The sequence below is a fragment of the Thauera phenolivorans genome, assembly GCF_001696715.1.
GTDB lineage: Bacteria > Pseudomonadota > Gammaproteobacteria > Burkholderiales > Rhodocyclaceae > Thauera > Thauera phenolivorans.
The window spans coordinates 230,178-252,569 of sequence record NZ_MBFM01000004.1 but is presented as its reverse complement, the minus strand read 5'-3'; the positions used below and the strand labels follow the sequence as shown (position 1 = coordinate 252,569).

15 protein-coding genes are annotated in these 22,392 nt (G+C 67.3%); 10 read left to right on the top strand and 5 right to left on the bottom strand.

Annotated features, from left to right (window positions below; all coding sequences use genetic code 11):
- Positions 1 to 148: 148 nt before the first annotated feature.
- The 3 genes from BB334_RS11110 (at position 149) to BB334_RS11100 (ending at position 3,594) form a co-directional block, all read left to right on the top strand.
- The gene (locus tag BB334_RS11110; RefSeq protein WP_068808556.1) at positions 149 to 469 is read left to right on the top strand and encodes a DUF485 domain-containing protein; all 321 of its coding nucleotides are present in this window, start codon (positions 149 to 151) and stop codon (positions 467 to 469) included.
- A complete protein-coding gene (locus BB334_RS11105; protein WP_068808554.1) occupies positions 469 to 2,145 on the top strand; it encodes a cation acetate symporter in 1,677 nt (558 codons plus the stop codon). Before BB334_RS11110 ends, BB334_RS11105 begins: the two co-directional genes overlap by 1 nt.
- A 141-nt stretch (positions 2,146 to 2,286) precedes the next feature.
- Positions 2,287 to 3,594 carry a hemolysin family protein gene (locus BB334_RS11100; protein WP_068808547.1) on the top strand — a complete coding sequence of 436 codons (1,308 nt, stop codon included), beginning with the start codon at positions 2,287 to 2,289 and terminating at the stop codon, positions 3,592 to 3,594.
- 15 nt (positions 3,595 to 3,609) lie between these two features.
- On the opposite strand, the gene BB334_RS11095 is transcribed toward BB334_RS11100, so the two are convergent.
- The gene (locus BB334_RS11095) at positions 3,610 to 4,284 is read right to left on the bottom strand and encodes a GntR family transcriptional regulator (protein WP_068808545.1); all 675 of its coding nucleotides are present in this window, start codon (positions 4,282 to 4,284) and stop codon (positions 3,610 to 3,612) included.
- A 327-nt stretch (positions 4,285 to 4,611) separates the two neighbouring features.
- Between BB334_RS11095 and scpA the strand changes: the two genes are divergently transcribed.
- The 6 genes from scpA (at position 4,612) to ypfJ (ending at position 14,233) form a co-directional block, all read left to right on the top strand.
- Positions 4,612 to 6,777 (top strand): methylmalonyl-CoA mutase, encoded by a 2,166-nt coding sequence (gene scpA, locus BB334_RS11090; RefSeq protein ID WP_068808542.1) that lies wholly within the window; start codon positions 4,612 to 4,614, stop codon positions 6,775 to 6,777.
- Between the two features lie 141 nt (positions 6,778 to 6,918).
- Positions 6,919 to 7,911: a methylmalonyl Co-A mutase-associated GTPase MeaB gene (meaB, locus tag BB334_RS11085; RefSeq protein ID WP_068808541.1), complete on the top strand. Its 993-nt coding sequence runs from the start codon at positions 6,919 to 6,921 to the stop codon at positions 7,909 to 7,911.
- 63 nt (positions 7,912 to 7,974) lie between these two features.
- Entirely contained in the window at positions 7,975 to 9,507 is a 1,533-nt protein-coding gene (locus BB334_RS11080) for an acyl-CoA carboxylase subunit beta (protein ID WP_068808538.1), read from the top strand.
- A gap of 22 nt (positions 9,508 to 9,529) precedes the next feature.
- A complete protein-coding gene (accC, locus tag BB334_RS11075; protein ID WP_068808534.1) occupies positions 9,530 to 11,518 on the top strand; it encodes an acetyl-CoA carboxylase biotin carboxylase subunit in 1,989 nt (662 codons plus the stop codon).
- 360 nt (positions 11,519 to 11,878) lie between these two features.
- Complete coding sequence (locus BB334_RS11070) at positions 11,879 to 13,276, top strand: KamA family radical SAM protein (RefSeq protein ID WP_083200397.1); 1,398 nt, start codon at positions 11,879 to 11,881, stop codon at positions 13,274 to 13,276.
- 99 nt (positions 13,277 to 13,375) lie between these two features.
- Positions 13,376 to 14,233 carry a KPN_02809 family neutral zinc metallopeptidase gene (gene ypfJ, locus BB334_RS11065; protein ID WP_068808532.1) on the top strand — a complete coding sequence of 286 codons (858 nt, stop codon included), beginning with the start codon at positions 13,376 to 13,378 and terminating at the stop codon, positions 14,231 to 14,233.
- Between the two features lie 20 nt (positions 14,234 to 14,253).
- Here ypfJ and BB334_RS11060 read toward each other — a convergent pair whose 3' ends face one another.
- The 4 genes from BB334_RS11060 to BB334_RS11045 all read right to left on the bottom strand — a co-directional run bounded on the left by BB334_RS11060 (position 14,254) and on the right by BB334_RS11045 (position 18,781).
- On the bottom strand, positions 14,254 to 14,733 hold the full coding sequence (locus BB334_RS11060) for a VOC family protein (protein ID WP_068808529.1): 480 nt from the start codon (positions 14,731 to 14,733) through the stop codon (positions 14,254 to 14,256).
- A 95-nt stretch (positions 14,734 to 14,828) separates the two neighbouring features.
- Positions 14,829 to 15,554 (bottom strand): response regulator transcription factor, encoded by a 726-nt coding sequence (locus tag BB334_RS11055; RefSeq protein ID WP_068808528.1) that lies wholly within the window; start codon positions 15,552 to 15,554, stop codon positions 14,829 to 14,831.
- On the bottom strand, positions 15,551 to 17,623 hold the full coding sequence (locus tag BB334_RS11050) for a PAS-domain containing protein (RefSeq protein ID WP_068808524.1): 2,073 nt from the start codon (positions 17,621 to 17,623) through the stop codon (positions 15,551 to 15,553). The genes BB334_RS11055 and BB334_RS11050 overlap by 4 nt, the downstream gene beginning before the upstream one ends.
- A gap of 120 nt (positions 17,624 to 17,743) precedes the next feature.
- Complete coding sequence (locus tag BB334_RS11045) at positions 17,744 to 18,781, bottom strand: AraC family transcriptional regulator (protein WP_198531239.1); 1,038 nt, start codon at positions 18,779 to 18,781, stop codon at positions 17,744 to 17,746.
- A 199-nt stretch (positions 18,782 to 18,980) separates the two neighbouring features.
- Here BB334_RS11045 and icmF point away from each other — a divergent pair, with 199 nt between their 5' ends.
- Entirely contained in the window at positions 18,981 to 22,247 is a 3,267-nt protein-coding gene (gene icmF / locus BB334_RS11040) for a fused isobutyryl-CoA mutase/GTPase IcmF (protein WP_068808518.1), read from the top strand.
- The last annotated feature ends 145 nt before the right edge of the window (positions 22,248 to 22,392 follow it).

The window sequence follows — 22,392 nt, the reverse complement described above, 5'->3', positions numbered from 1 at the left end:
AAATTTCCCATACTTACACGTATGGAGCTTATGGACTGGGGTATGATCTCGCCCGCCGGAACGGACCGCGACAGACGGAAAGGCCGGCGTCGAGGAGGGTGGAGGTGTCGACGTACCCGAACGTTGCATTTCCAAGAGGAGGGAGAAAATGTCCAGTTCAGTTTACGCCCACATCAGGCGCAATCCGCGCTTCGATGAGCTCGTGCGCAAGCGCACGAGCTTCGCCACCACGCTGGCGATCATCGTGCTCGTCGTCTTCTACGGTTTCGTGCTGCTCGTGGCCTTCGCGCCCGACGTGATCGCGATGCGCCTGTTCGAAGGCAGCAACCTCACCTTCGGCATCCTCGCCGGCCTGGTCCAGTTCATCGTCTTCTGGGTTCTCACCCTCGTGTATGTCCGTCGCGCCAACGGCGAATTCGACGACATCAACAACGAGATCGTGAAGGCTGCCTGGAAGGAGGAGAAGTGATGCGCACCACCAGACTTTCCCGTCTCGCCGCCGGCCTGGCGCTGCTCGCGCCGGCCGCCGTGTTCGCCGCCGGTCCGGCGATGGACGCCGCCGAGAAGCAGCCGCTGAACCTCAGCGCGATCGGCATGTTCTTCGTGTTCGTGCTGATGACCCTGGGCATCACCTACTGGGCGGCGAGCCGCACCAAGTCGACCTCCGATTTCTACACCGCGGGCGGCGGCATCACCGGCTTCCAGAACGGCCTGGCGATCGCCGGCGACTACATGTCGGCGGCCACCCTGCTCGGTCTGACCGCGATGATGTACGTGCAGGGCGTCGACGCCTACATCTACATGCTGGCCTTCTTCGTCGGCTGGCCGGTGATTCTGTTCCTGATGGCCGAGCGCCTGCGCAACCTGGGCAAGTTCACCTTCGCCGACATCACCGCCTACCGCCTCGACCAGGGCAAGGTGCGCACCATGGCGGCGATCAGCTCGCTCACCGTGGTGTGCTTCTACCTGGTGGCGCAGATGGTCGGTGCCGGCCAGCTGATCAAGCTGCTGTTCGGTCTCGACTACAACATCGCGCTCGTCGTCGTCGGCGCGCTGATGATGGTGTATGTGACCTTCGGCGGCATGGTCGCCACCACCTGGGTGCAGATCATCAAGGCCTGCATGCTGCTGATCGGCGGCACCGCGGTGGGCGTGCTCGCCTTCAGCCAGTTCGGCTTCAGCTTCGACGAACTGACGACCCGCGCGATGGAGGTGCACAAGCTCGGCGACCGACTGCTCGCCCCGGGCAGCCTGCTCGCCGACCCGGTGACCGCGATCTCGCTCGGCCTCGGCCTGATGTTCGGCACCGCCGGCCTGCCGCACATCCTGATGCGCTTCTTCACCGTGACCGACGCCAAGGAAGCGCGCAAGTCGGTGCTCTACGCCTCGGGCATCGTCGCCTACTTCTTCAACGTCATCGCCATCATGGGCCTGTGCGCGATCATCATCGTCGGCCAGAATCCGCAGTTCTTCGAGGGCGGCCAGATCGGCGGCCCGGTGATCGGCGGCGGCAACATGATCGCCATGCACCTCGCCAACGCGGTCGGCGGCAACCTGCTGCTCGGCTTCCTGTCGGCGGTGGCGTTCGCGACCATCCTCGCGGTGGTGGCGGGCCTGGCGCTGGCCGGTGCCTCGGCGATCTCGCACGACATCTACTCGCGGGTGATCATGAAGGGCAAGGCCGACGAGGCGACCGAGCTCAGGGTGTCGAAGTTCGCCACCATCGGTCTGGGCATCGTCGCGGTGCTGCTCGGCATGGCGTTCGAGAAGATGAACATCGCCTTCATGGTGGCGCTCGCCTTCGGCGTGGCGGCCTCGGCCAACTTCCCGGTGCTGATCCTGTCGATGTACTGGAAGGGCCTCACCACCAAGGGCGCGCTGGTGGGCGGCTACTCCGGCCTGTTCAGCGCGGTGACCTTCGTCGTGCTGTCGAAGTCGGTGTGGGTCGACGTGCTGGGCAACGCCTCGCCGATCTTCCCCTACACCCAGCCGGCGCTGTTCTCGATGCCGATCGCCTTCTTCATGACCTGGCTGTTCTCGGTACTCGACAGCAGCGCTCGGGCGGCGGCCGAGAAGGACGCCTTCGAGGACCAGTACGTGCGGGCGCAGACCGGCGTCGGCGCGGCGACCGCTTCCTCGCACTGATCGATCCCGAGCCCGCCGCCCGGCGGGCCGCGGGTCGAAGACGAGCCCCTGGCGCCTCCGCGGCCCCGGGGGCTTTTCCATGTCGTGGTGTAGACTCCCGCTCGCCCGGGCCGCGTGCCCGTCTTTCGCCAGAGGCTCGTCGTGGCGTTCGCCGAACACCTGTTCATCATCTTCCTGCTGATCGTCATCAGCGCCTTCTTCTCGATCTCCGAAATCTCCCTCGCCGCCTCGCGCAAGACCAAGCTGCGCGTGCTCGCCGAGGGCGGCGACGAAAACGCGGCGCGGGTGCTCGCCCTGCAGGACAGCCCCGGCTACTTCTTCACCGTGGTGCAGATCGGCCTCAACGCCGTGGCCATCCTGGGCGGCGTGGTCGGCGAACAGTCGCTGACGCCCTACGTGCGCAACGCGCTGCAGCCCTTCTACGACGGGCCCCGCCTCGACACCGCCAGCTTCCTGATCGCCTTCGCGCTCGTGACCTCGGTCTTCGTGCTCTTCGCCGACCTCATGCCCAAGCGCATCGGCATGGCCGCGCCGGAGCGCATCGCGGTGGCGGTGGTGCGGCCGATGCAGGCCTGCATGTGGCTGTTCGGGCCGCTGGTGTGGATCTTCAACGGGCTGGCGAACTGGCTGTTCCGCGTGACGCGGCTGCCCACCGTGCGGATCGAGCAGATCACCGCCGAGGACATCATGGCGATGGCCGATGCCGGCGCCCAGTCGGGGATGCTGCTCAAGCAGGAGCAGCAGATGATCAGCAAGGTGTTCGAACTCGACGAGCGCATCGTGCCCTCGGCGATGACCAACCGCGACAGCATCGTCTTCCTGACCCTGGGTGAGAGCGAGGAGAGCATCCGGCGCAAGATCGCCGCGCATCCCCATGGCAAGTACCCGGTGTGCCGCGACGGCATCGACCAACTCATCGGCTATGTGGACTCGAAGGACATCCTGCCGCGCATCCTGGAGGGCAAGCCGCTCGGCCTGCGCACCGAGCCGATCGTGCGCAACGCGCTGGTGCTGCCCGACACGCTGAGCCTGTTCGAGGCGCTCGAGCGCTTCCGCGATGCCAAGGAGGACTTCGCCCTGGCGGTCAACGAGTACGCCCTGGTGGTCGGCCTGCTGACCCTGCAGGACGTCATGAACACCGTGATGGGCGGCCTGTCCGCGCCCTATCAGGAGGACATGATCGTGCGCCGCGACGACCATTCCTGGCTGATCGACGGCTCGACCCCGATCGAGGACGTCATGAGCGCGCTCGAGATCGCCGAGTTCGAGGGCTTCGAGAACTACGAGACGATCGCCGGCTTCCTCATGTATACCCTGCGCAAGGTGCCGCGGCGAACCGATTTCGTCATCTACGCCGGCTACAAGTTCGAGGTGGTCGACATCGACAGCTACCGCATCGACCAGGTGCTGGCGACGCGGGCGGAGGAGCGGCCCGAAACCGCGGAGTGAGCGGCCGCCGCGGGCTCAGCCGGCGCGTTCGCGGCCGTCGTCGATGCGGGCGAGCGCCTCGCGGCCGCTGCGGATGTGGCTGCGCATCAGCGCCTCGGCGCGGCCGGCGTCGCGGGCGAGGAGGGCGTCGAGGATCTCGCGGTGCTCGGCCAGCGAGGCCTCGAGGCGCCCCTCGGCCGACAGCGAATGGTGGCGCGAAAGCTTGATCACCTTGCGCAGGTCCTCCACGACGTGGATCAACCAGCGGTTGTCGGCGATCTGCTGCAGCGCGACGTGAAAGGCCTGGTTGGCCTCGAAGTAGCGGTTGATGTCCGGCGCGGCGGCGGCGGCCTCGAGTTCGGCGTGGATCTCCTGCAGGTGCTGCAGCGCGGCAGCGTCGGCGGTGCGGGCGGCGGTGGCGGCGCACTCTCCCTCGAGCAGGGCCATCACCACGAACACCTCGTCGAGATCGCGCGCGGAGATCTCGGTCACGTAGCAGCCGCGACGCGGCTTGAGCTTCACCAGCCCCTCCGAGGCGAGCACCTTCAGCGCCTCGCGCAGCGGCGTGCGCGAGATGCCGTACTGCAGGGCGAGGGCCTGCTCGTCCACCCAGGTGCCGGGCGGCAGCTCGTGCGAGAAGATTCGTTCGCGCAGGCGTTCGGCGACTTCCTGGTACAGGGCCAGCGGGGCGATGCGGGATGAGGCGTTCATTGGCGGATACGCACGCCGCCCGGGTCGCGTCGAAGCGGGCGAGCCGGGCGGCGGACGTTTTTCCTCGTTGCATTCATAATTATGGATAAAGTATTATTTCGCCCGAGCAACAAGTCAAGTTCCCTGACGAGGCGTAGCATAGGAGGACTTCGCGCAGCGTCGCGAGGTACAGGAGAGGGGCTACGCCGCGTCGCGGACCGCCGGCGACCGTCCGCAGCCGATGCCGCGGACGGTCTCGTCGTCGGAGCCGGAATCCGGACCGCTGCGTCCGCCACCCAAACAGCCGGGGCGCCTGCCGGTGGCCCAAGTGTCGAGAGAGGATGAGTCATGTCGAATGCCAAACTGCCCGAGTATCCGCGGCCCGACCTCGGGGCCTGGAAGAAGGCAGCAGCCAAGCACGCGCCCGGGGGCGAGGTCGATAACCTGAACTGGATCACGCCCGAAGGCCTCGCGGTGAAACCGCTGTACACCGCGGCCGACATCGCAGACCTTCCCCACACCGACACCCTGCCCGGCTTCGAGCCCTACCTCCGCGGCCCGCAGCCGACGATGTACGCAGTCAAGCCGTGGACGATCCGCCAGTACGCCGGCTTCTCCACCGCCGAGGAATCCAACGCCTTCTACCGCAAGGCGCTCGCCGCCGGCGGCCAGGGCGTCTCGGTGGCCTTCGACCTCGCCACCCATCGCGGCTACGACTCCGACCACCCGCGCGTCACCGGCGACGTCGGCAAGGCCGGCGTGGCGATCGATTCGGTCGAGGACATGAAGATCCTGTTCGACGACATCCCGCTCGACACGGTCTCGGTGTCGATGACGATGAACGGCGCGGTGCTGCCGATCCTCGCCGGCTACATCGTCGCCGCGGAAGAGCAGGGGGTGAAGCAGGAGCAGCTGTCGGGGACCATCCAGAACGACATCCTCAAGGAGTTCATGGTCCGCAACACCTACATCTATCCGCCCGAACCCTCGATGCGGATCATCGCGGACATCTTCAAGTACACCTCGGCCCACATGCCGAGGTTCAACAGCATCTCGATCTCGGGTTACCACATCCAGGAGGCGGGCGCGAACCAGGCGATCGAGCTGGCGTTCACGCTGGCCGACGGCCTCGAGTACGTCCGCACCGGCCTGAAGGCGGGGATGGACGTCGATACCTTCGCCGGCCGCCTGTCGTTCTTCTGGGCGGTGGGGATGAACTTCTACCTCGAGATCGCCAAGATGCGCGCCGCGCGCCTGCTGTGGTGGCGGATCATGAAGCAGTTCGAGCCGAAGAACCCGAAGTCTATGATGCTGCGCACCCACAGCCAGACCTCGGGCTGGTCGCTCACCGAGCAGGATCCCTACAACAACGTGATCCGCACCACGATCGAGGCGATGGCGGCGGTGTTCGGCGGCACCCAGTCGCTGCACACCAACGCGCTCGACGAGGCGATCGCCCTGCCCACCGAGTTCTCCGCCCGCATCGCGCGCAACACCCAGATCGTCATCCAGGAAGAGACCCACATCTGCAACGTGGTCGATCCCTGGGCCGGCTCCTACATGATGGAGAAGCTCACCCAGGACATGGCCGACAAGGCGTGGTCGCTGATCGAGGAGATCGAGGCCATGGGCGGCATGACCAAGGCGGTCGAGTCGGGCTGGGCGAAGATGAAGGTCGAGGAGTGCGCCGCCGACAAGCAGGCGCGCATCGACTCGGGCAAGGACGTCATCGTCGGCGTCAACAAGTACAGGCTGGCCAAGGAAGACCCGATCGAGATCCTCGACATCGACAACCACGTCGTGCGCGAGGCGCAGATCGAGCGTCTCGCCCGCATCCGCGCCACCCGCGACCAGGCGGCGGTCGATGCCGCGCTCGCCGCGCTCACCGCATGCGCGAAGGGCGGCGAGGGCAACCTGCTCGCGCTGACGGTCGACGCGATGCGCGCGCGCGCCACGATGGGCGAGGTGTCAGACGCGCTCGAGGTGGTGTTCGGCCGCTATCGCGCCAACCCGCAGGCGGTGTCCGGGGTGTACGGCGCGGTGGTGGAGAACGACGAGGACTGGAAGGCGCTCAAGGCCGAGATCGAGACCTTCGTCGCGGAGGAAGGCCGCCGGCCGCGCGTGATGATCGCCAAGCTCGGCCAGGACGGGCACGATCGCGGCGCCAAGGTGGTCGCCTCGGCCTTCGCCGACCTCGGCTTCGACATCGACGTCGGCCCCCTCTTCCAGACCCCGGAGGAGGCGGCACGCCACGCGGTGGAGAACGACGTGCATGCGGTGGGCTGCTCCAGCCTCGCGGCCGGCCACAAGACGCTGGTGCCGGCGGTGATCAAGGGCCTGAAAGCGCTCGGTGCCGACGACGTGATCGTCTTCGTCGGCGGGGTGATCCCGGCACAGGACTACGACGCGCTCTATAAGGCGGGCGCGAAGGGCATCTTCGGCCCAGGCACGCCGATTCCGAAGGCCGCGCGCGAAGTGCTCAAGCAGATCCGCGCCGCGCGCAAGGCCGCCTGACGATAGCGCCCCGGTCCCCTGCAGGCGCGGCCTCGGCCGCGATCGCGGGCGCGCGCCTGGGCGCACCGTGCGCCCCGTGAGCATCGCGGCGCACGCGGCGCCAGCAGGTCGGACCGGGCAAGATGTCGAGTGACAGACACCATGCTTCCAGCCACTTCTTACCCCCTCGACGCCGCGGACCAGGGCCTGGTCGACGGCGTGCTCGCACGCCGGCTGCGTCCGCTGGCGAAGACCATCACCCTGATCGAATCGCAGCGCGAGGACCACCAGGCGCGCGCGCACGGGGTGCTCGAGGCGCTGCTGCCGCACACCGGGCGGGCGATGCGGGTGGGCATCTCGGGTGTGCCCGGGGTCGGCAAGTCGACCTTCATCGAGGCGCTCGGGCTGTATCTGATCGAGCAGGGCCTGCGGGTCGCGGTGCTCGCGGTGGATCCGTCCTCGTCGGTGACCGGCGGCTCGATCCTCGGTGACAAGACGCGGATGGAGCTGCTCAGCCAGAACCCGGCGGCCTTCATCCGCCCCAGCCCGTCGGCCTGCAGCCTCGGCGGGGTGGCCGAGAAGACGCGCGAAACGATGCTGGTGTGCGAGGCGGCCGGTTTCGACGTCATCATCGTCGAGACCGTCGGCGTCGGTCAGAGCGAGACCGCGGTGGCGAGCATGAGCGACATCTTCTGCCTGCTGCAGCTGCCCAACGCCGGCGACGACCTGCAGGGGATCAAGAAAGGAATCATGGAGCTTGCCGACCTGATCGTGGTGAACAAGGCCGACATCGACCCGGCCGCGGCGGTACGGGCCAAGTCGCAGCTCAAGACCGCGCTCCACATGCTGCGTCCGGCGAGCCCGAACTGGACGGTGCCGGTGCTGACCCTGTCGGCGCTGAAGAAGGAGGGGGTCGCCGAGTTCTGGCGCGCGGTCTGCGACTATCGTGCCGCGCTGACCGCGAGCGGCGAGTTCGAGGCCAAGCGCCGTCACCAGGCGCTCGCATGGATGTGGGACCTGATCGATGCCGGGCTGCGCAGCCGCTTCCGCGCCAACCCGCGGGTGCGCGCGGAGTTGCCCGCGCTCAGCCGCGCGGTGGAGGGGGGCGAGAGCACGCCTTCGGCCGCGGCGCAGCGCCTGCTCGCCCATCTTTGAACCGAATCACTGGTCCGTCCGCGTCGCGGGCGGGCAATGCGGCAATACTCAAGGAGATCATCAATGCAAGAGATCATTCGCCAGCTGAAGGAGAAGCGCGAGCAGGCTCGCCTCGGCGGCGGCCAGAAGCGCATCGACGCCCAGCATCGCAAGGGCAAGCTCACCGCGCGCGAGCGCATCGAACTGCTCCTCGACGACGACAGCTTCGAGGAATGGGACATGTACAAGGAGCACCGCTGCACCGACTTCGGCATGGATGCCGAGCACGTGCCCGGTGACGGCGTGGTGACCGGCTACGGCACCATCAACGGCCGGCTGGTGTTCATCTTCTCGCAGGACTTCACCGTGTTCGGCGGTTCGCTGTCCGAGACCCATGCGGAGAAGATCTGCAAGGTCATGGACCATGCGATGAAGGTCGGCGCGCCGGTGATCGGCCTCAACGACTCGGGCGGCGCCCGCATCCAGGAAGGCGTGGACTCGCTCGGCGGCTACGCCGACGTGTTCCAGCGCAACGTGCTCGCCTCGGGCGTCATCCCGCAGATCTCGCTGATCATGGGCCCCTGCGCCGGCGGCGCGGTGTACAGCCCGGCGATGACCGACTTCATCTTCATGGTGAAGGATTCGTCGTACATGTTCGTGACCGGCCCCGAGGTGGTGAAGACGGTGACCCACGAGGAGGTCACCGCCGAGGAACTGGGTGGCGCGATCACCCACAACACCAAGTCGGGCGTTGCCGACCTCGCCTTCGAGAACGACGTCGAGGCGCTGATGATGACCCGTCGCCTGGTCGGCTTCCTGCCCGCGAGCAACCGCGAGAAGCCGCCGGTGATGCCGTCCTACGATCCGGCCGACCGCATCGAGATGTCGCTCGACACCCTGGTGCCGGACAACCCCAACCAGCCGTACGACATGAAGGAGCTGATCGTCAAGATGGTCGACGACGGCGACTTCTTCGAGCTGCAGCCGGACTACGCCAAGAACATCATCATCGGCCTGGGGCGCATGGAAGGCTCGCCGGTGGGCATCGTCGCCAACCAGCCGCTGGTGCTGGCCGGCTGCCTCGACATCAAGAGCTCGATCAAGGCGGCGCGCTTCGTGCGCTTCTGCGACGCCTTCAACATTCCGGTGGTGACCCTGGTCGACGTGCCGGGCTTCATGCCGGGCACCTCGCAGGAATACGGCGGCATCATCAAGCACGGCGCCAAGCTGCTCTACGCCTACGCCGAGTGCACCGTGCCCAAGGTCACCGTCATCACCCGCAAGGCCTATGGCGGCGCCTACGACGTGATGAGCTCCAAGCACCTGCGCGGCGACGTCAACCTCGCGTGGCCGAGCGCCGAGATCGCGGTGATGGGCGCCAAGGGCGCGGTCGAGATCATCTTCCGCGAGGAGAAGAACGACCCCGAGAAGCTCGCCATGCGCGAGGCGGAGTACAAGGAACGCTTCGCCAACCCCTTCGTGGCGGCGCACCGCGGCTTCATCGACGACGTGATCATGCCGCACAACACCCGCAAGCGCGTGTGCCGTTCGCTGGCGATGCTGCGCAACAAGGAACTCGAGAACCCGTGGCGCAAGCACGGCAACATCCCGCTCTGATCGGCGCACGAGGAAACCCAATATGTTCAAGAAGATTCTGATTGCCAACCGCGGTGAAATAGCCTGCCGCGTCATCAAGTCCGCCCGCAAGATGGGCATCCAGACGGTAGCGGTGTACTCGGAGGCGGACAGGAACGCGCTGCATGTCGACCTCGCCGACGAAGCGGTCTGCATCGGCCCGGCGCCGTCGAAAGAGTCCTATCTGGTGATGGACAAGATCATCGCCGCCTGCAAGCAGACCGGCGCCGAAGCGGTGCACCCCGGCTACGGTTTCCTGTCGGAGAACGAGGAGTTCTCGCGCCGGCTGGAAGACGAAGGCATCGTCTTCATCGGACCGAAGCACTACTCGGTCGGCAAGATGGGCGACAAGATCGAGTCCAAGAAGCTGGCGATGGAAGCCGGCGTCAACACCATTCCCGGCTACAACGACGCGATTGCCGGACCCGACGAGGCGGTCGAGATCGCCCGCACGATCGGCTATCCGGTGATGATCAAGGCTTCGGCCGGCGGTGGCGGCAAGGGCCTGCGCGTGGCCTACAACGACAAGGAGGCGCACGAGGGCTTCGCCTCCTGCGTCAACGAGGCGCGCAACAGCTTCGGCGACGATCGCGTCTTCATCGAGAAATTCGTCGTCGAGCCGCGCCACATCGAGATCCAGGTGCTGGGCGACGCGCATGGCAACGTGGTGTACCTGCACGAGCGCGAGTGCTCGATCCAGCGCCGCCACCAGAAGGTCATCGAAGAGGCGCCGAGCCCCTTCCTCGACCCGGCCACGCGCAAGGCGATGGGCGAGCAGGCGGTGGCGCTGGCCAAGGCGGTGGACTACCAGTCGGCCGGCACGGTCGAGTTCGTCGTCGGCGCCGACAAGAGCTTCTACTTCCTCGAGATGAACACCCGCCTGCAGGTCGAGCACCCGGTGACCGAGAACATCACCGGCATCGACCTGGTGGAGCAGATGATCCGCGTCGCCGCGGGAGAGAAGCTGGCGTTCGCGCAGGACGACATCCGGCTCGACGGCTGGTCGATCGAATGCCGGATCAACGCCGAGGATCCGTTCCGCGGCTTCCTGCCCTCCACCGGCCGCCTGGTGAAGTTCCAGCCGCCGGAAGAAATTCCCGGCCAGGTGCGGGTCGACACCGGCGTCTATGAGGGCGGCGAGATCTCGATGTTCTACGATTCGATGATCGCCAAGCTGATCGTGCACGGCAAGGACCGCCAGGAAGCGATCGAGCGCATGCGCGATGCGCTCAATGCCTTCGTGATCCGCGGCATCAGCTCGAACATCCCCTTCCAGGCGGCGCTGCTGCAGCATCCGCGCTTCTGCTCGGGCCACTTCAACACCGGCTTCATCGCCGAGGAGTACCCGCACGGCTTCGACGCCTCGATGGTGCCGCACGCCGATCCGACCCTGCTCGCGGCGCTCGCCGCCTTCGCCCGTCTGCGCTACATCGAGCGCGCGGTGCAGATCGAGGGCCAGCTGCCGGGCCATGGCCGCAATGTCGCCACCGAGTGGGTGGTGGTGATGGGGGGCAAGTTCTACCCGTTCTCGGTCGAGAAGGTCGACGGCGGCATGGTCATGCGCAGCGAGGACAAGGCCTACTGTATCCTGTCGGAATGGCGCTTCGGCGACCTGGTGTTCGAGGGCACGGTCAATGGCGAGAAGGTCTGCCTGCAGCTCGAGCGGCGCGGCCTGCGCTATCGCATCTCTCACTTCGGCCTGCAGGTCGAGCCGGTGGTGATGACCAAGCGCGCGGCCCACCTGCTGTCGCTGATGCCCGAGAAGCTGCCGCCGGATCTGTCGAAGTTCCTGCTGTCGCCGATGCCCGGCCTGCTGCGAGAGATCGCGGTGGCCGAAGGGCAGGAAGTGAAGGCGGGCGAGAAGCTCGCGGTGATTGAGGCGATGAAGATGGAGAACGTCCTCAAGGCCGACAACGATGGCAAGGTGAAGAAGATCGTCGCCAGCCCGGGCGCCAGCCTGTCGGTGGACGAGGTGATCATCGAGTTCGAATGATCCGGTTTTGACGTCGGGGAGGGAGATCCGTCGCCTCGCGGCGGATGCCTGACGGCACGCGGGCCTGCAGATGCAGGCCCGCTTTTTTTCGTGCGCCGCGCTCGGGAACTCGGCACCGCCGCGCTTGTCTCATTTGCACAAACATAATTCGTGACATAAGATAGCGGTGTCCTTGCCGTCCGCGTTCGCGGCGGCGCTATTCATGCGGGCGTTGCGGCTCCCAACCGGCCGCGCTTCCTGTCCCGGCTCCAGTCCTGACCATGCGTGCGTGCTTCCGGCCCTTCGGGCGCGGTGGACGACGTGTGGGCGGCGGGCAGGTCCGCAAATCAACGCCATACCCGACAAGCAGGAGGATTCCCCATGAGCGCTCAAGTCCAGCCGCTGACCCGCCGTTGGCCGATCGCGGAGGCCGGCGCCGAGCATGCGAAGCCGGTGCCGTTCAAGGTCTTTACCCAACGCGATCTCGACCGCATCGAACAGCTCGCGCGCCTGACGCCCGAGCAGCGCTTCGAGATGAAGGTCGTCTCCTCCGTGCTGCCCTTCCGCGTCAACCAGTACGTCATCGACGAGCTGATCGACTGGGACAACATCCCCGCCGACCCGATCTTCCAGCTCACCTTCCCGCAGCGCGGCATGCTCGCGCCCGAACACTTCGACCGCATCGCCGCGCTGTTGCGCGAAGGCGCGGACAAGGCGGTGCTCGAGGCGGCGGTCGCCGAGGTCCGGCAGGCGCTCAACCCGCATCCGGCCGACCAGATGCAGATGAACATCCCGCTCGACGACGAAGGCGAGCGCCTCGACGGCATCCAGCACAAGTACCGCGAGACCGTGCTGTTCTTCCCCAGCCAGGGCCAGACCTGCCACGCCTACTGCAGCTTCTGCTTTCGCTGGGCGCAGTTCGTCGGCGACAAGGAGCTGCGCATTTCGGCCTCCGAGGCCGACACCCTGCATGCCTACCTGCGCCAGCACACCGAGGTGACCGATCTCCTGTTCACCGGCGGCGACCCGATGGTGATGAAGACCCGCCACCTGCGCGATTACCTCGAACCCCTGCTCGAGCCGGCCTTCGACCACATCCAGACCGTGCGCATCGGTACCAAGGCGCTCACTTTCTGGCCGCACCGCTTCCTCGATGCCGAGGATGCCGAAGAACTGATCGACCTGCTTGCGCGCATGGTGCGCGCCGGCAAGCATGTCGCGCTGATGGCGCATTACAACCACTGGAAGGAGCTCGACACCGAGATCGCGCAGGCGGCGATTCGCCGCATCCGTGCCGCCGGCGTGGTGATCCGCGCGCAGGGGCCGCTGATCGCGCACATCAACGACGATCCCGCGGTATGGGCGAAGATGTGGAAGATGCAGGTCCGCCTCGGCATCGTGCCTTATTACTTCTTCGTCGAGCGCGACACCGGCGCGCGTCGTTACTTCGAGGTGCCGCTGGTGCGTGCGTGGGAGATCTACCGCGAGGCGATGCAACAGGTCTCGGGCCTCGCCCGTACCGCGCGCGGCCCGAGCATGAGCGCGAGCCCCGGCAAGGTCGAGGTGCAGGGCGTGACCGAGATCGCCGGCGAGAAGGTCTTCGTGCTGCGCTTCATCCAGGGCCGCGATCCCGACTGGGTTCAGCGCCCCTTCTTCGCGAAATACGACGAGAGCGCCACCTGGCTCCACCACCTCGAGCCGGCCTTCGGTGAGGACAAGTGGTTCTGGGAGGACGAGTACGAGGCGATCCGCGAAGAGCGCCTCTCCGACGCCGCCTGATCCGGGCAGCAAGTCGGCAATGCGGGTCCGCTACGGCGGGCCCGTTTGCGTTCACCGCGCGTTAAGATGGCGACAGAATCTCGCAGCGGGAGAGCCGTGATGGATTTTCGCAGGGGCAGGCAGAGCAGCAACGTCGAGGACCGCCGCGGTCAGGGTCGCCGGGGCATCCGCACGGGCGGCAAGATCGGGATCGGCACGATCGTACTGGCGCTGGTCGCGATGTATTTCGGCATCGACCCCGGGCTGGTGCTCAACACCGCGGAGGTGGTGTCGCCGCCGGCGATCGAGTTGCAACAGCCGCGTTCGGCGGCAGAGGACGAGCTCGCGCGCTTCGCCTCGCTGGTGCTGGCCGACACCGAGGACACTTGGGGCGAGATCTTCGCCGCCGGCGGCCAGCGCTACCAGGCGCCGAAGCTGGTCCTGTTTACCGGCGCGACGCGCTCTGCCTGCGGCGTCGGGCAGGCCGAGATGGGGCCCTTCTACTGCCCGGCGGACGGCAAGCTCTATCTCGACCTGTCCTTCTTCGGCGAGCTCCACCAGCGCTTCGGCGCGCCCGGGGACTTCGCCCAGGCCTACGTGATCGCACACGAGGTCGGACACCACGTGCAGAACCTGCTCGGCATCGCCGACAAAGTGCAGCAGGCGCGCCAGGGCGCGTCCGAGCGGGTGTCCAATCAACTTTCGGTGCGGATGGAGCTGCAGGCCGACTGCCTTTCCGGCGTATGGGCGAACCATGCCCATCGTAGCCGCCAGATCCTCGAGCAGGGGGACATCGAGGAGGGGCTGCGTGCCGCTGCGGCCGTCGGTGACGACCACATGCAGCGGCAGACCCGCGGCCGGGTGATGGTCGACAGCTTCACCCACGGTAGCTCGGAGCAGCGCATGCGCTGGTTCCGTCGCGGACTCGAGAGCGGCCAGCTGCAGGCCTGCGATACCTTCGGCGCGGCCGAGCTCTGAGCGCTATCCCGCCGCTGCGCTCAGGCGCTGGCGAGGCGGGCGAAGGCCTCGATCACTTCGGGTGGTGCCTGCACCAGCTCGACCAGCACGCCTTCGCCGCCGATCGGGAACGCATCGTTTCCTTTCGGGTGAAGGAAGGTGATGTCGTAGCCGGCGGCGCCGCGGCGGATGCCGCCGGGGGCGAAGCGGACGCCATTGGCGCCGAGCCATTCGACCGCCTTCGGCAGGTCGTCGACCCACAGGCCGACGTGATTCAGCGGGGTGGTGTGCACCGCGGGCTTCTTCTCGGGGTCGAGCGGCTGCATCAGGTCGACCTCGACCTTGAATGCGCCGGCCCCCATCGCGCAGATGTCTTCGTCCACGTTCTCGCGTTCCGACACGAAGTTGCCGGTGACTTCGAGACCGAGCATGTCGACCCAGAGGGTCTTGAGCCTATCCTTGCTCGGGCCGCCGATGGCGATCTGCTGGATGCCGAGGATCTTGAAGGGACGCTGGGACATGGCGTGGCTTCCTGTTGTCGTGTTGATGAATCAAGAATTCATAATTATAGCGATGCGCCCGCGCGCTTGCGCGCCGTCCTCGCCGCGGCAGCCGTTCATTCCCACCCGACCTGCGCCGACAGCAGGTAGCCCGCGCCGTATACCGTCTTGATCAGTCGTGGGTTGTGCGGGTCGTCGTCAAGCTTGCGGCGCAGGCGGGAGATGCGCACGTCGATGCTGCGGTCGAAGGGGTCGACATCGCGCTCGCCGAGCAACTGCTCGCGCGACAGGATCTTGTTCGGCCGCCGCAGCATGGTCGCCAGCAACCCGGCCTCGGCGGCCGAAAGCGCGATCTCCCGGCCGTCGGGTGCGGTGAGCGCGTGGCGGCCGGTGTCGAAGCTCCAGCCAGCGAAACGCGCGATCGTGCGTTCGGCGGGCTCGGCGGGCGCGGCGCGCTGGTAGCGGCGCAGGATCGAGCGTACCCGCGCGACAAGTTCGCGCGGCTCGAAGGGCTTGACGATGTAGTCATCGGCGCCCAGCTCGAGGCCGAGCACGCGGTCGGTGACGTCGTTGCGGCCGGTCAGGATCAGCACCGCGCACGGGCTGCCGTCCTGCAGCTCGCGAACCACCTGCATGCCGTCCATGTCGGGCAGGCCGAGGTCGACGATGCACAGCTCGGGCGCGGCCTGGCGTGCGCGCGTGAGGAGCTGGGCGCCGGTGGCGAGATGTTCGCAATGGAAGCCGTACTCGGACAGGCTGGCGCAGATCAGGCGGGCGATGTCGGGCTCGTCCTCGAGCACGAAGATCCTCGCTCCGGCGGGGTCGGCACGGTGCGGGCTCATGGCTGTTCAGGGTCCTCGTTCGTGTCCAGTGCCGCCAGCGCGGCGGCGAGCGCCGGCTGGTCGAAAGGTTTGCGCAGCACCGGGATGTCGTCGATGCCGTCGGCGGTCGTGGGTTCGCTGGTATAGCCGGTGATCAGCAGGATCGGCAGTCGCGGGCGCAGCGCGCGGGCCTGGCGGGCGAGCTCGCGGCCGTCCATGCCGCCCGGCATCACGGTGTCGCTGACCAGGAAGGCGATGTCCTCGACGTCGCGCAGCAGCGCGATCGCCTCGACCCCGTTGGCGGCCTCGAGCACCGGATGGCCGAGCGCGGTGAGCTGCAGCCGGATGACCTTGCGCACCGCGGGTTCGTCCTCCACCAGCAGCACCGGCAGACCAGCCAGCCGGCCGGCCGGCGAGGGGGCCGGGCTCTGCCCGGTGTCCGGCGCGGGCGGTGGCGTGGCGGGCAGCACGAAGCGCACGTTGGTGCCCTCGCCCGGGCGGCTCTGGATGCGCACATTGCCGCCCGACTGGCGCACGAAGCCATAGACCATCGACAGCCCGAGGCCGCTGCCGCCACCGAAGGGCTTGGTGGTGACGAAGGGCTCGAACACCCGCGTCAGGAGCTCGGCCGGGATGCCGCAGCCGGTGTCGCTGAGGTCGATCTGCACATAGTCGCCCGGCGCCAGTTCGGCGGCGCGGGCGAGCTCGCGATCGAAGCGGCGGCGCGCGACGCCGATCGTCAGCTCGCCGCCCTCGGGCATCGCGTCGCGGGCATTGAGCGCGAGGTTCAGCAGGGCGTTCTCGAGCTGGTGCGGGTCGACCAGGGCGTGCAGCGGTTCGGGCGGCAGGCGCAGGCGCACCCTGATCGTCTCGCCCAGGGTGCGCACCAGCAGGTGGGAGAGGTTCTGCACCAGGCTACCGACCTCGACCGCGCTGGGTTCGAGCGCCTGGCGCCGCGAAAAGGTCAGCAGGTGCTTGATCAGCTCGGCGCCGCGGCGGGCGGCCTGCAGCGAGGGCTCGACGTATTCGGCGCCGGCGCCGCCGCCGAGCCGCTCCCGCAGCACCGACAGGTTGCCGATGATGATCGTCAGCAGGTTGTTGAAGTCGTGTGCGAGCCCGCCGGTGAGCTGACCCACCGCCTCCATCTTCTGCGCCTGCACCAGCGCCGCCTGGTTGGCCTTCTGTTCGGTGATGTCGATCGACATCACGAAGAAGCCGGCGGTGCGGCCTTCGGCGTCGGTCTCGGGCACGATCACGCTGCGCGCATGCACCGTGCGACCCTGTTCGTTGCGCCGGGCGTACTCGTAGCTGACGCGCTCGCCGCGGTGAGCGATCTGGAGCTGGGGCTGGATCTGGGCGTAGGCCGCCTCGCCGAAGATCTCGCGCACCGGGCGGCCGATCAGCGACTCCTTGTCGCGCCCGAACCAGTCGGCATAGGCGCGGTTGGCGTAATGGAAGACCTCGTCGGCGTCGATATGGGCAATCAGCGCCGGGATCGAGTCGAAGATCAGCTGGAGGCGGTTTTCGCTGCGGCGCAACGCACCGGCGATCTCGTCGATTTCCGCCTTGGCCTGGGCGAGGCGCTGGTTGGAGGCCTGGAGCTCGGCGGTGCGTGCCTCGACGCGGGCCTCGAGCAGGGCGTTCTGTTCCTGGATAAGGGCCTCGGTGCGGCGCTGCTCGGTGATGTCGGTCCACAGCGAGACGAAGCCGAGGTTGGGGATGGGCACGCCGCGGATCGCGAGGATCTTGCCGTTCGGCCGTGCGCGCTCGGCGTAGTGGGGCTGGAAGGCGCGCGCCGCTGCCACCCGCGCGCGCACCAGGGTGTCGACGTCGCCCGCGCCGTACTCGCCACGCTCGGCGTTGAAGCGGGCAAAGTCCTCGAACGGCGTGCCGACCCGGACCATCGATTCGGGAAAGTCGAGCAGACGCAGCATCGCCTTGTTCCAGGTCACCAGCTTGGGCGTGGAGTCGAACACCGCGATCGCCTGGTCGAGCAGGTCGAGGCCCGCGAGCAACAGGTCGTAGCGCCGGCGCTGCTCGGGCGTCTGCCCGGCCGCGGGCGGCGAGGCGTGATCGGCGTGGGGCGGCATGGCGGTGCGGGTCTCCCGACGGGGGTGGGTTCGGTCCAGAGTCGTGATCCTAGTGTGCCAGCTTTGCCGCAGCGGAGGCGGATGCACGGTCCCCATCCTCCGCAATAACTGACGTTAACGTCAACGAGAGTGGGCGGCTCCCGCGTCGGCCGGCGGTGTGCGCTCGTCGCGGCGCGCGAGTTCGTTGCGGAATCGATCGGGCGACATGCCGCACCAGCCGACGAAGGCGCGGTAGAAGGCCGAGGTGTCCGCGTAGCCGAGATCGGCGGCGAGCCGGGCGATCGGCTGACGGGTCTTGGTCAGACGGGCAAGCGCGATGTCGCGCCGGAGGGCGTCCTTGATCGTTCTGAAGCCCGAGCCTTCCTCTTCCAGCCTGCGGTGCACGGTGCGTGGCGAAAGGTGCAGTTGCGCCGCGACCTGCTCGAGGCTGGTGTTGGCGGGCAGGGCCGCGCGCAGGATGTCGCGCACGCGGGACACCATCTCGCGGTCGCGCCGGTACAGCATCGAAATCTTGCCCGGGGCGCCTTCGAGGAAGCCGGCGAGCGAGGCGTCGTCGCGACGCAGCGGCAGGTCGAGCAGGTTGGCCTGGAAGGAAGCGACCAGGGCCCCGCCGCCGAAGCTCGAATGTTCGGTGTAGACGAGCGCGTAGTCATCGGCATGGGTGGGGCGTGGATAGGGAAATTGCACCGCGTCGAGGGCGAGGCCGCGCCCCGCGAACCAGCAGGCGACGCCGTGGAGCAGGCGCAAGAGCCATTCGAAGGCGAACACCCGCGCCGGATCGTCGTCGGCAGCGGCCAACGGACGGACCTCGGCGATGCGCAGCTCGGCACGCGCGCCCTCGCGCGCGATATCGACCGCGAGATCGGGCAGCACCAGGCGCAGGAAGCGCGCGGCGCGCGCCAGCGCCTCGGCCAAGGTGGGGGCGCCGAGCATGCCGCGGCACAGGAACTCGAAGCTGCCCGGCGGCATCTTCTGCGAGAACATGCCGAAGCCCTCGTCGGCGAGCTCGGCCGCGAGCAGGTTGTAGAGCGTGGCGTAGCGCGCGACCGGAATGCGGGTGGCAGGGTCTGCAAGGTCGATGCCGGCGGCGGCCAGCAGCGGGGCGGGGTCGTGGCCGCGGCGACGGATCGCGGCGAGCATGCCGGTGACGAAACCCATCGCCACGGTCGCGCGGCTGCGCGGCACTGCACCAGGCGCGGCGGCAGCGGGTGTTTGCGACGCAGCGCGCTGCGGGATGGAGCGGGAGGCACGGGGCATTGGCGGATTTTGCACGATCAACGTCGGCTCGGACAATGGCCAAGCGCGGCGCACACCTCTAGAATCATCCCGATCACCGAATAACGAGGGGAAGACCGACATGACCGACCTGAGCGTTGCCCACAAGCTGCAAACCTACAAGCCCAAGAACAAGGTGCGCTTCGTCACCGCCGCCGCGTTGTTCGACGGCCACGACGCCTCGATCAACATCATGCGCCGCATCCTGCAAGCGACCGGCTCCGAGGTCATCCACCTCGGCCATAACCGCTCGGTGGGCGAGATCGTCAACGCCGCGCTCCAGGAAGACGTGCAGGGCATCGCGATCACCTCCTACCAGGGCGGCCACGTCGAGTTCTTCAAGTACATGATCGACCTGCTCAAGGCCAACGGCGGCGAGAACATCAAGGTGTTCGGCGGCGGCGGCGGCGTGATCGTGCCGGCCGAGATCAAGGAGCTCCACGAATACGGCGTCACCCATATCTTCTCGCCCGAAGACGGCGCCAAGATGGGCCTGCAGGGCATGATCAACAGCGTGGTCGAGCGCTGCGACGTCGACGTGACCAAGGCCGCGCCGCAGAAGGCCGCCGAGGTGCTGAAGGCGCTCGCCGCCGGCGATCGCCGCGCGCTGGCGCAGATCATCACCGCGCTCGAGAACGGCGGCTACGGCGACGACGTCAGGAAGGCCTTGATCGACGCCGCGGCCAAGACCAAGGTGCCGACGCTCGGCATCACCGGCACCGGCGGCGCCGGCAAGTCCTCGCTCACCGACGAGCTGGTGCGCCGCTTCCGCCTCGACCAGGACGACAAGCTCAAGCTCGCCATCGTCTCCATCGATCCCTCGCGCAAGCGCACCGGCGGCGCGCTGCTCGGCGACCGCATCCGCATGAACGCGATCGAGCACGAGAACATCTACATGCGCTCGCTCGCCACCCGCGACACCGGTTCGGAAGTCTCGGCCGCGCTGCCCGAGGTCATCGCCGCGTGCAAGCTGGCGGGCTTCGACCTGGTGGTGGTCGAGACCTCCGGCATCGGCCAGGGCAACGCCGCGATCGTGCCCTTCGTCGATCTGTCGCTGTACGTGATGACGCCGGAGTTCGGCGCCGCGAGCCAGCTCGAGAAGATCGACATGCTCGACTTCGCCGACTTCGTCGCGATCAACAAGTTCGACCGCAAGGGCGCGCAGGACGCGCTGCGCGACGTGGCCAAGCAGTACCAGCGCAACCGCGAGCTGTTCAACCAGAGCCCGGACGAGATGCCGGTGTTCGGCACCATGGCGGCGCGCTTCAACGACGACGGCGTCACCGCGCTCTACCAGGCGATGCTGCCCGCGCTGGTGGGCAAGGGCCTGAAGGTCGCCAAGAGCAAGCTGCCGGCGGCGAAGGTCAGGGCCTCCTCGGAAGGGCGCGCCATCGTCCCCGCCGACCGCACCCGTTACCTCGCCGAGATCGCCGACGCCGTGCGCGGCTATCACAAGCACATCGAGCAGCAGGCCCGCGTCGCCCGCGAGCGCCAGTCGCTGAGGATCGCCAAGGGCTTGTTCGAGCAGTGCGGCAAGCCTGCACAGAACTTCGATGAGCTGATCAACTGGAAGGACGGCGAGCTGACCCCGGTGGCGAAGAAGCTCCTCGAGCAGTGGCCGACCGAGAAGGCGCTCTACGCCGCTGACGAGTACGTGGTGAAGATCCGTGACAAGGAGATCCGCACCCAGCTTACGAGCCAGTCGCTGTCGGGCAGCAAGATCCGCAAGGTGGCGCTGCCGAACTTCGAGGACGAGGGCGAGACCCTCAAGTTCCTGATGAAGGAGAACGTCCCCGGCTCCTTCCCCTACACCGCCGGCGTGTTCGCCTTCAAGCGCGAGGGCGAGGACCCCACCCGCATGTTCGCGGGCGAGGGTGACGCCTTCCGTACCAACCGCCGCTTCAAGAAGGTGTCCGAGGGCATGCCGGCGCACCGCCTGTCGACCGCCTTCGACTCGGTCACGCTGTACGGCTGCGACCCCGACCTGCGTCCGGACATCTACGGCAAGATCGGCAACTCGGGCGTGTCGATCGCCACGCTCGACGACATGAAGGTGTTGTACGACGGCTTCGACCTGTGCGCGCCGACCACCTCGGTGTCGATGACGATCAACGGCCCGGCGCCGATCATCCTCGCCTTCTTCTTCAATACCGCGCTCGACCAGCAGATCGCCAAGTTCAAGGCCGACAACGGCCGCGATCCGACCGAGGACGAGTACGCCAAGATCAAGGCATGGACGCTGTCGACCGTTCGCGGCACGGTGCAGGCCGACATCCTGAAGGAAGACCAGGGCCAGAACACCTGCATCTTCAGCACCGAGTTCGCACTCAAGATGATGGGCGACATCCAGGAGTACTTCGTCCATAACAAGGTGCAGAACTTCTACTCGGTGTCGATCTCGGGCTATCACATCGCCGAGGCCGGCGCGAATCCGATCAGCCAGCTCGCCTTCACGCTGTCGAACGGCTTCACCTACGTCGAGTCGTACCTGGCGCGCGGCATGCACATCGACGACTTCGCGCCCAACCTGTCCTTCTTCTTCAGCAACGGCATGGATCCGGAATATTCGGTGATCGGCCGCGTCGCCCGCCGCATCTGGGCGGTGGCGATGAAGAACAAGTACGGCGCCAACGAGCGCAGCCAGAAGCTGAAGTACCACGTGCAGACCTCGGGCCGCTCGCTGCACGCGCAGGAGATGGACTTCAACGACATCCGCACCACGCTGCAGGCGCTGATCGCGATCTACGACAACTGCAACTCGCTGCACACCAACGCCTACGACGAGGCGATCACCACGCCGACCGAGGAGTCCGTGCGGCGCGCGATGGCGATCCAGCTCATCATCAACCGCGAGTGGGGCCTGGCCAAGAACGAGAACCCCAACCAGGGCGCCTTCATCATCGAGGAGCTCACCGACCTCGTCGAAGAGGCGGTACTCAAGGAGTTCGAGGCCATCGCCTCCCGCGGCGGCGTGCTCGGCGCCATGGAGACCGGCTACCAGCGCGGCAAGATCCAGGAGGAGTCGCTCTACTACGAGCACAAGAAGCACGACGGCTCCTACCCGATCATCGGCGTGAACACCTTCCTCAACCCGAAGGGCCAAGCCCAGCAGGAGATCGAGCTGGCGCGTTCGACCGAGGAAGAGAAGCAGGGCCAGCTCAAGCGACTCGCCGACTTCCACGCCCGCAACAAGGCCGAGGCGCCCAAGTGGCAGGCCAAGCTGCAGCAGGCCGTCATCGACAACGCCAACGTGTTCGAGGTGCTGGTCGATGCGGTGCGCTACTGCTCGCTCGGCCAGATCACCGACGCGCTCTACAAGGTCGGTGGCCAGTACCGGCGCAGCATGTGATCGCGGGGCCGGCGACGGCCCCACGCTCACCGGCAGGCGGCGCTTCGGCGCCGTTTTGCTTTTGGAGAGCGGAATCGCCGCGCCATCCCCGGTGACAACGACGGCCGAGGGTGGATAATGGCGGCCTTCGAAAGGGGTCGGCACG

Excerpts from the sequence above, each read along its gene's own strand:
- BB334_RS11110 (WP_068808556.1), top strand. The coding sequence starts at position 149 with ATGTCCAGTTCAGTTTACGCCCACATCAGGCGCAATCCGCGCTTCGAT.
- BB334_RS11105 (WP_068808554.1), top strand. The coding sequence starts at position 469 with ATGCGCACCACCAGACTTTCCCGTCTCGCCGCCGGCCTGGCGCTGCTC.
- BB334_RS11095 (WP_068808545.1), bottom strand. The coding sequence starts at position 4,284 with ATGAACGCCTCATCCCGCATCGCCCCGCTGGCCCTGTACCAGGAAGTC.
- scpA (WP_068808542.1), top strand. The coding sequence starts at position 4,612 with ATGTCGAATGCCAAACTGCCCGAGTATCCGCGGCCCGACCTCGGGGCC.
- meaB (WP_068808541.1), top strand. The coding sequence starts at position 6,919 with ATGCTTCCAGCCACTTCTTACCCCCTCGACGCCGCGGACCAGGGCCTG.
- BB334_RS11080 (WP_068808538.1), top strand. The coding sequence starts at position 7,975 with ATGCAAGAGATCATTCGCCAGCTGAAGGAGAAGCGCGAGCAGGCTCGC.
- accC (WP_068808534.1), top strand. The coding sequence starts at position 9,530 with ATGTTCAAGAAGATTCTGATTGCCAACCGCGGTGAAATAGCCTGCCGC.
- BB334_RS11070 (WP_083200397.1), top strand. The coding sequence starts at position 11,879 with ATGAGCGCTCAAGTCCAGCCGCTGACCCGCCGTTGGCCGATCGCGGAG.
- ypfJ (WP_068808532.1), top strand. The coding sequence starts at position 13,376 with ATGGATTTTCGCAGGGGCAGGCAGAGCAGCAACGTCGAGGACCGCCGC.
- BB334_RS11060 (WP_068808529.1), bottom strand. The coding sequence starts at position 14,733 with ATGTCCCAGCGTCCCTTCAAGATCCTCGGCATCCAGCAGATCGCCATC.
- BB334_RS11055 (WP_068808528.1), bottom strand. The coding sequence starts at position 15,554 with ATGAGCCCGCACCGTGCCGACCCCGCCGGAGCGAGGATCTTCGTGCTC.
- BB334_RS11050 (WP_068808524.1), bottom strand. The coding sequence starts at position 17,623 with ATGCCGCCCCACGCCGATCACGCCTCGCCGCCCGCGGCCGGGCAGACG.
- BB334_RS11045 (WP_198531239.1), bottom strand. The coding sequence starts at position 18,781 with ATGGGTTTCGTCACCGGCATGCTCGCCGCGATCCGTCGCCGCGGCCAC.
- icmF (WP_068808518.1), top strand. The coding sequence starts at position 18,981 with ATGACCGACCTGAGCGTTGCCCACAAGCTGCAAACCTACAAGCCCAAG.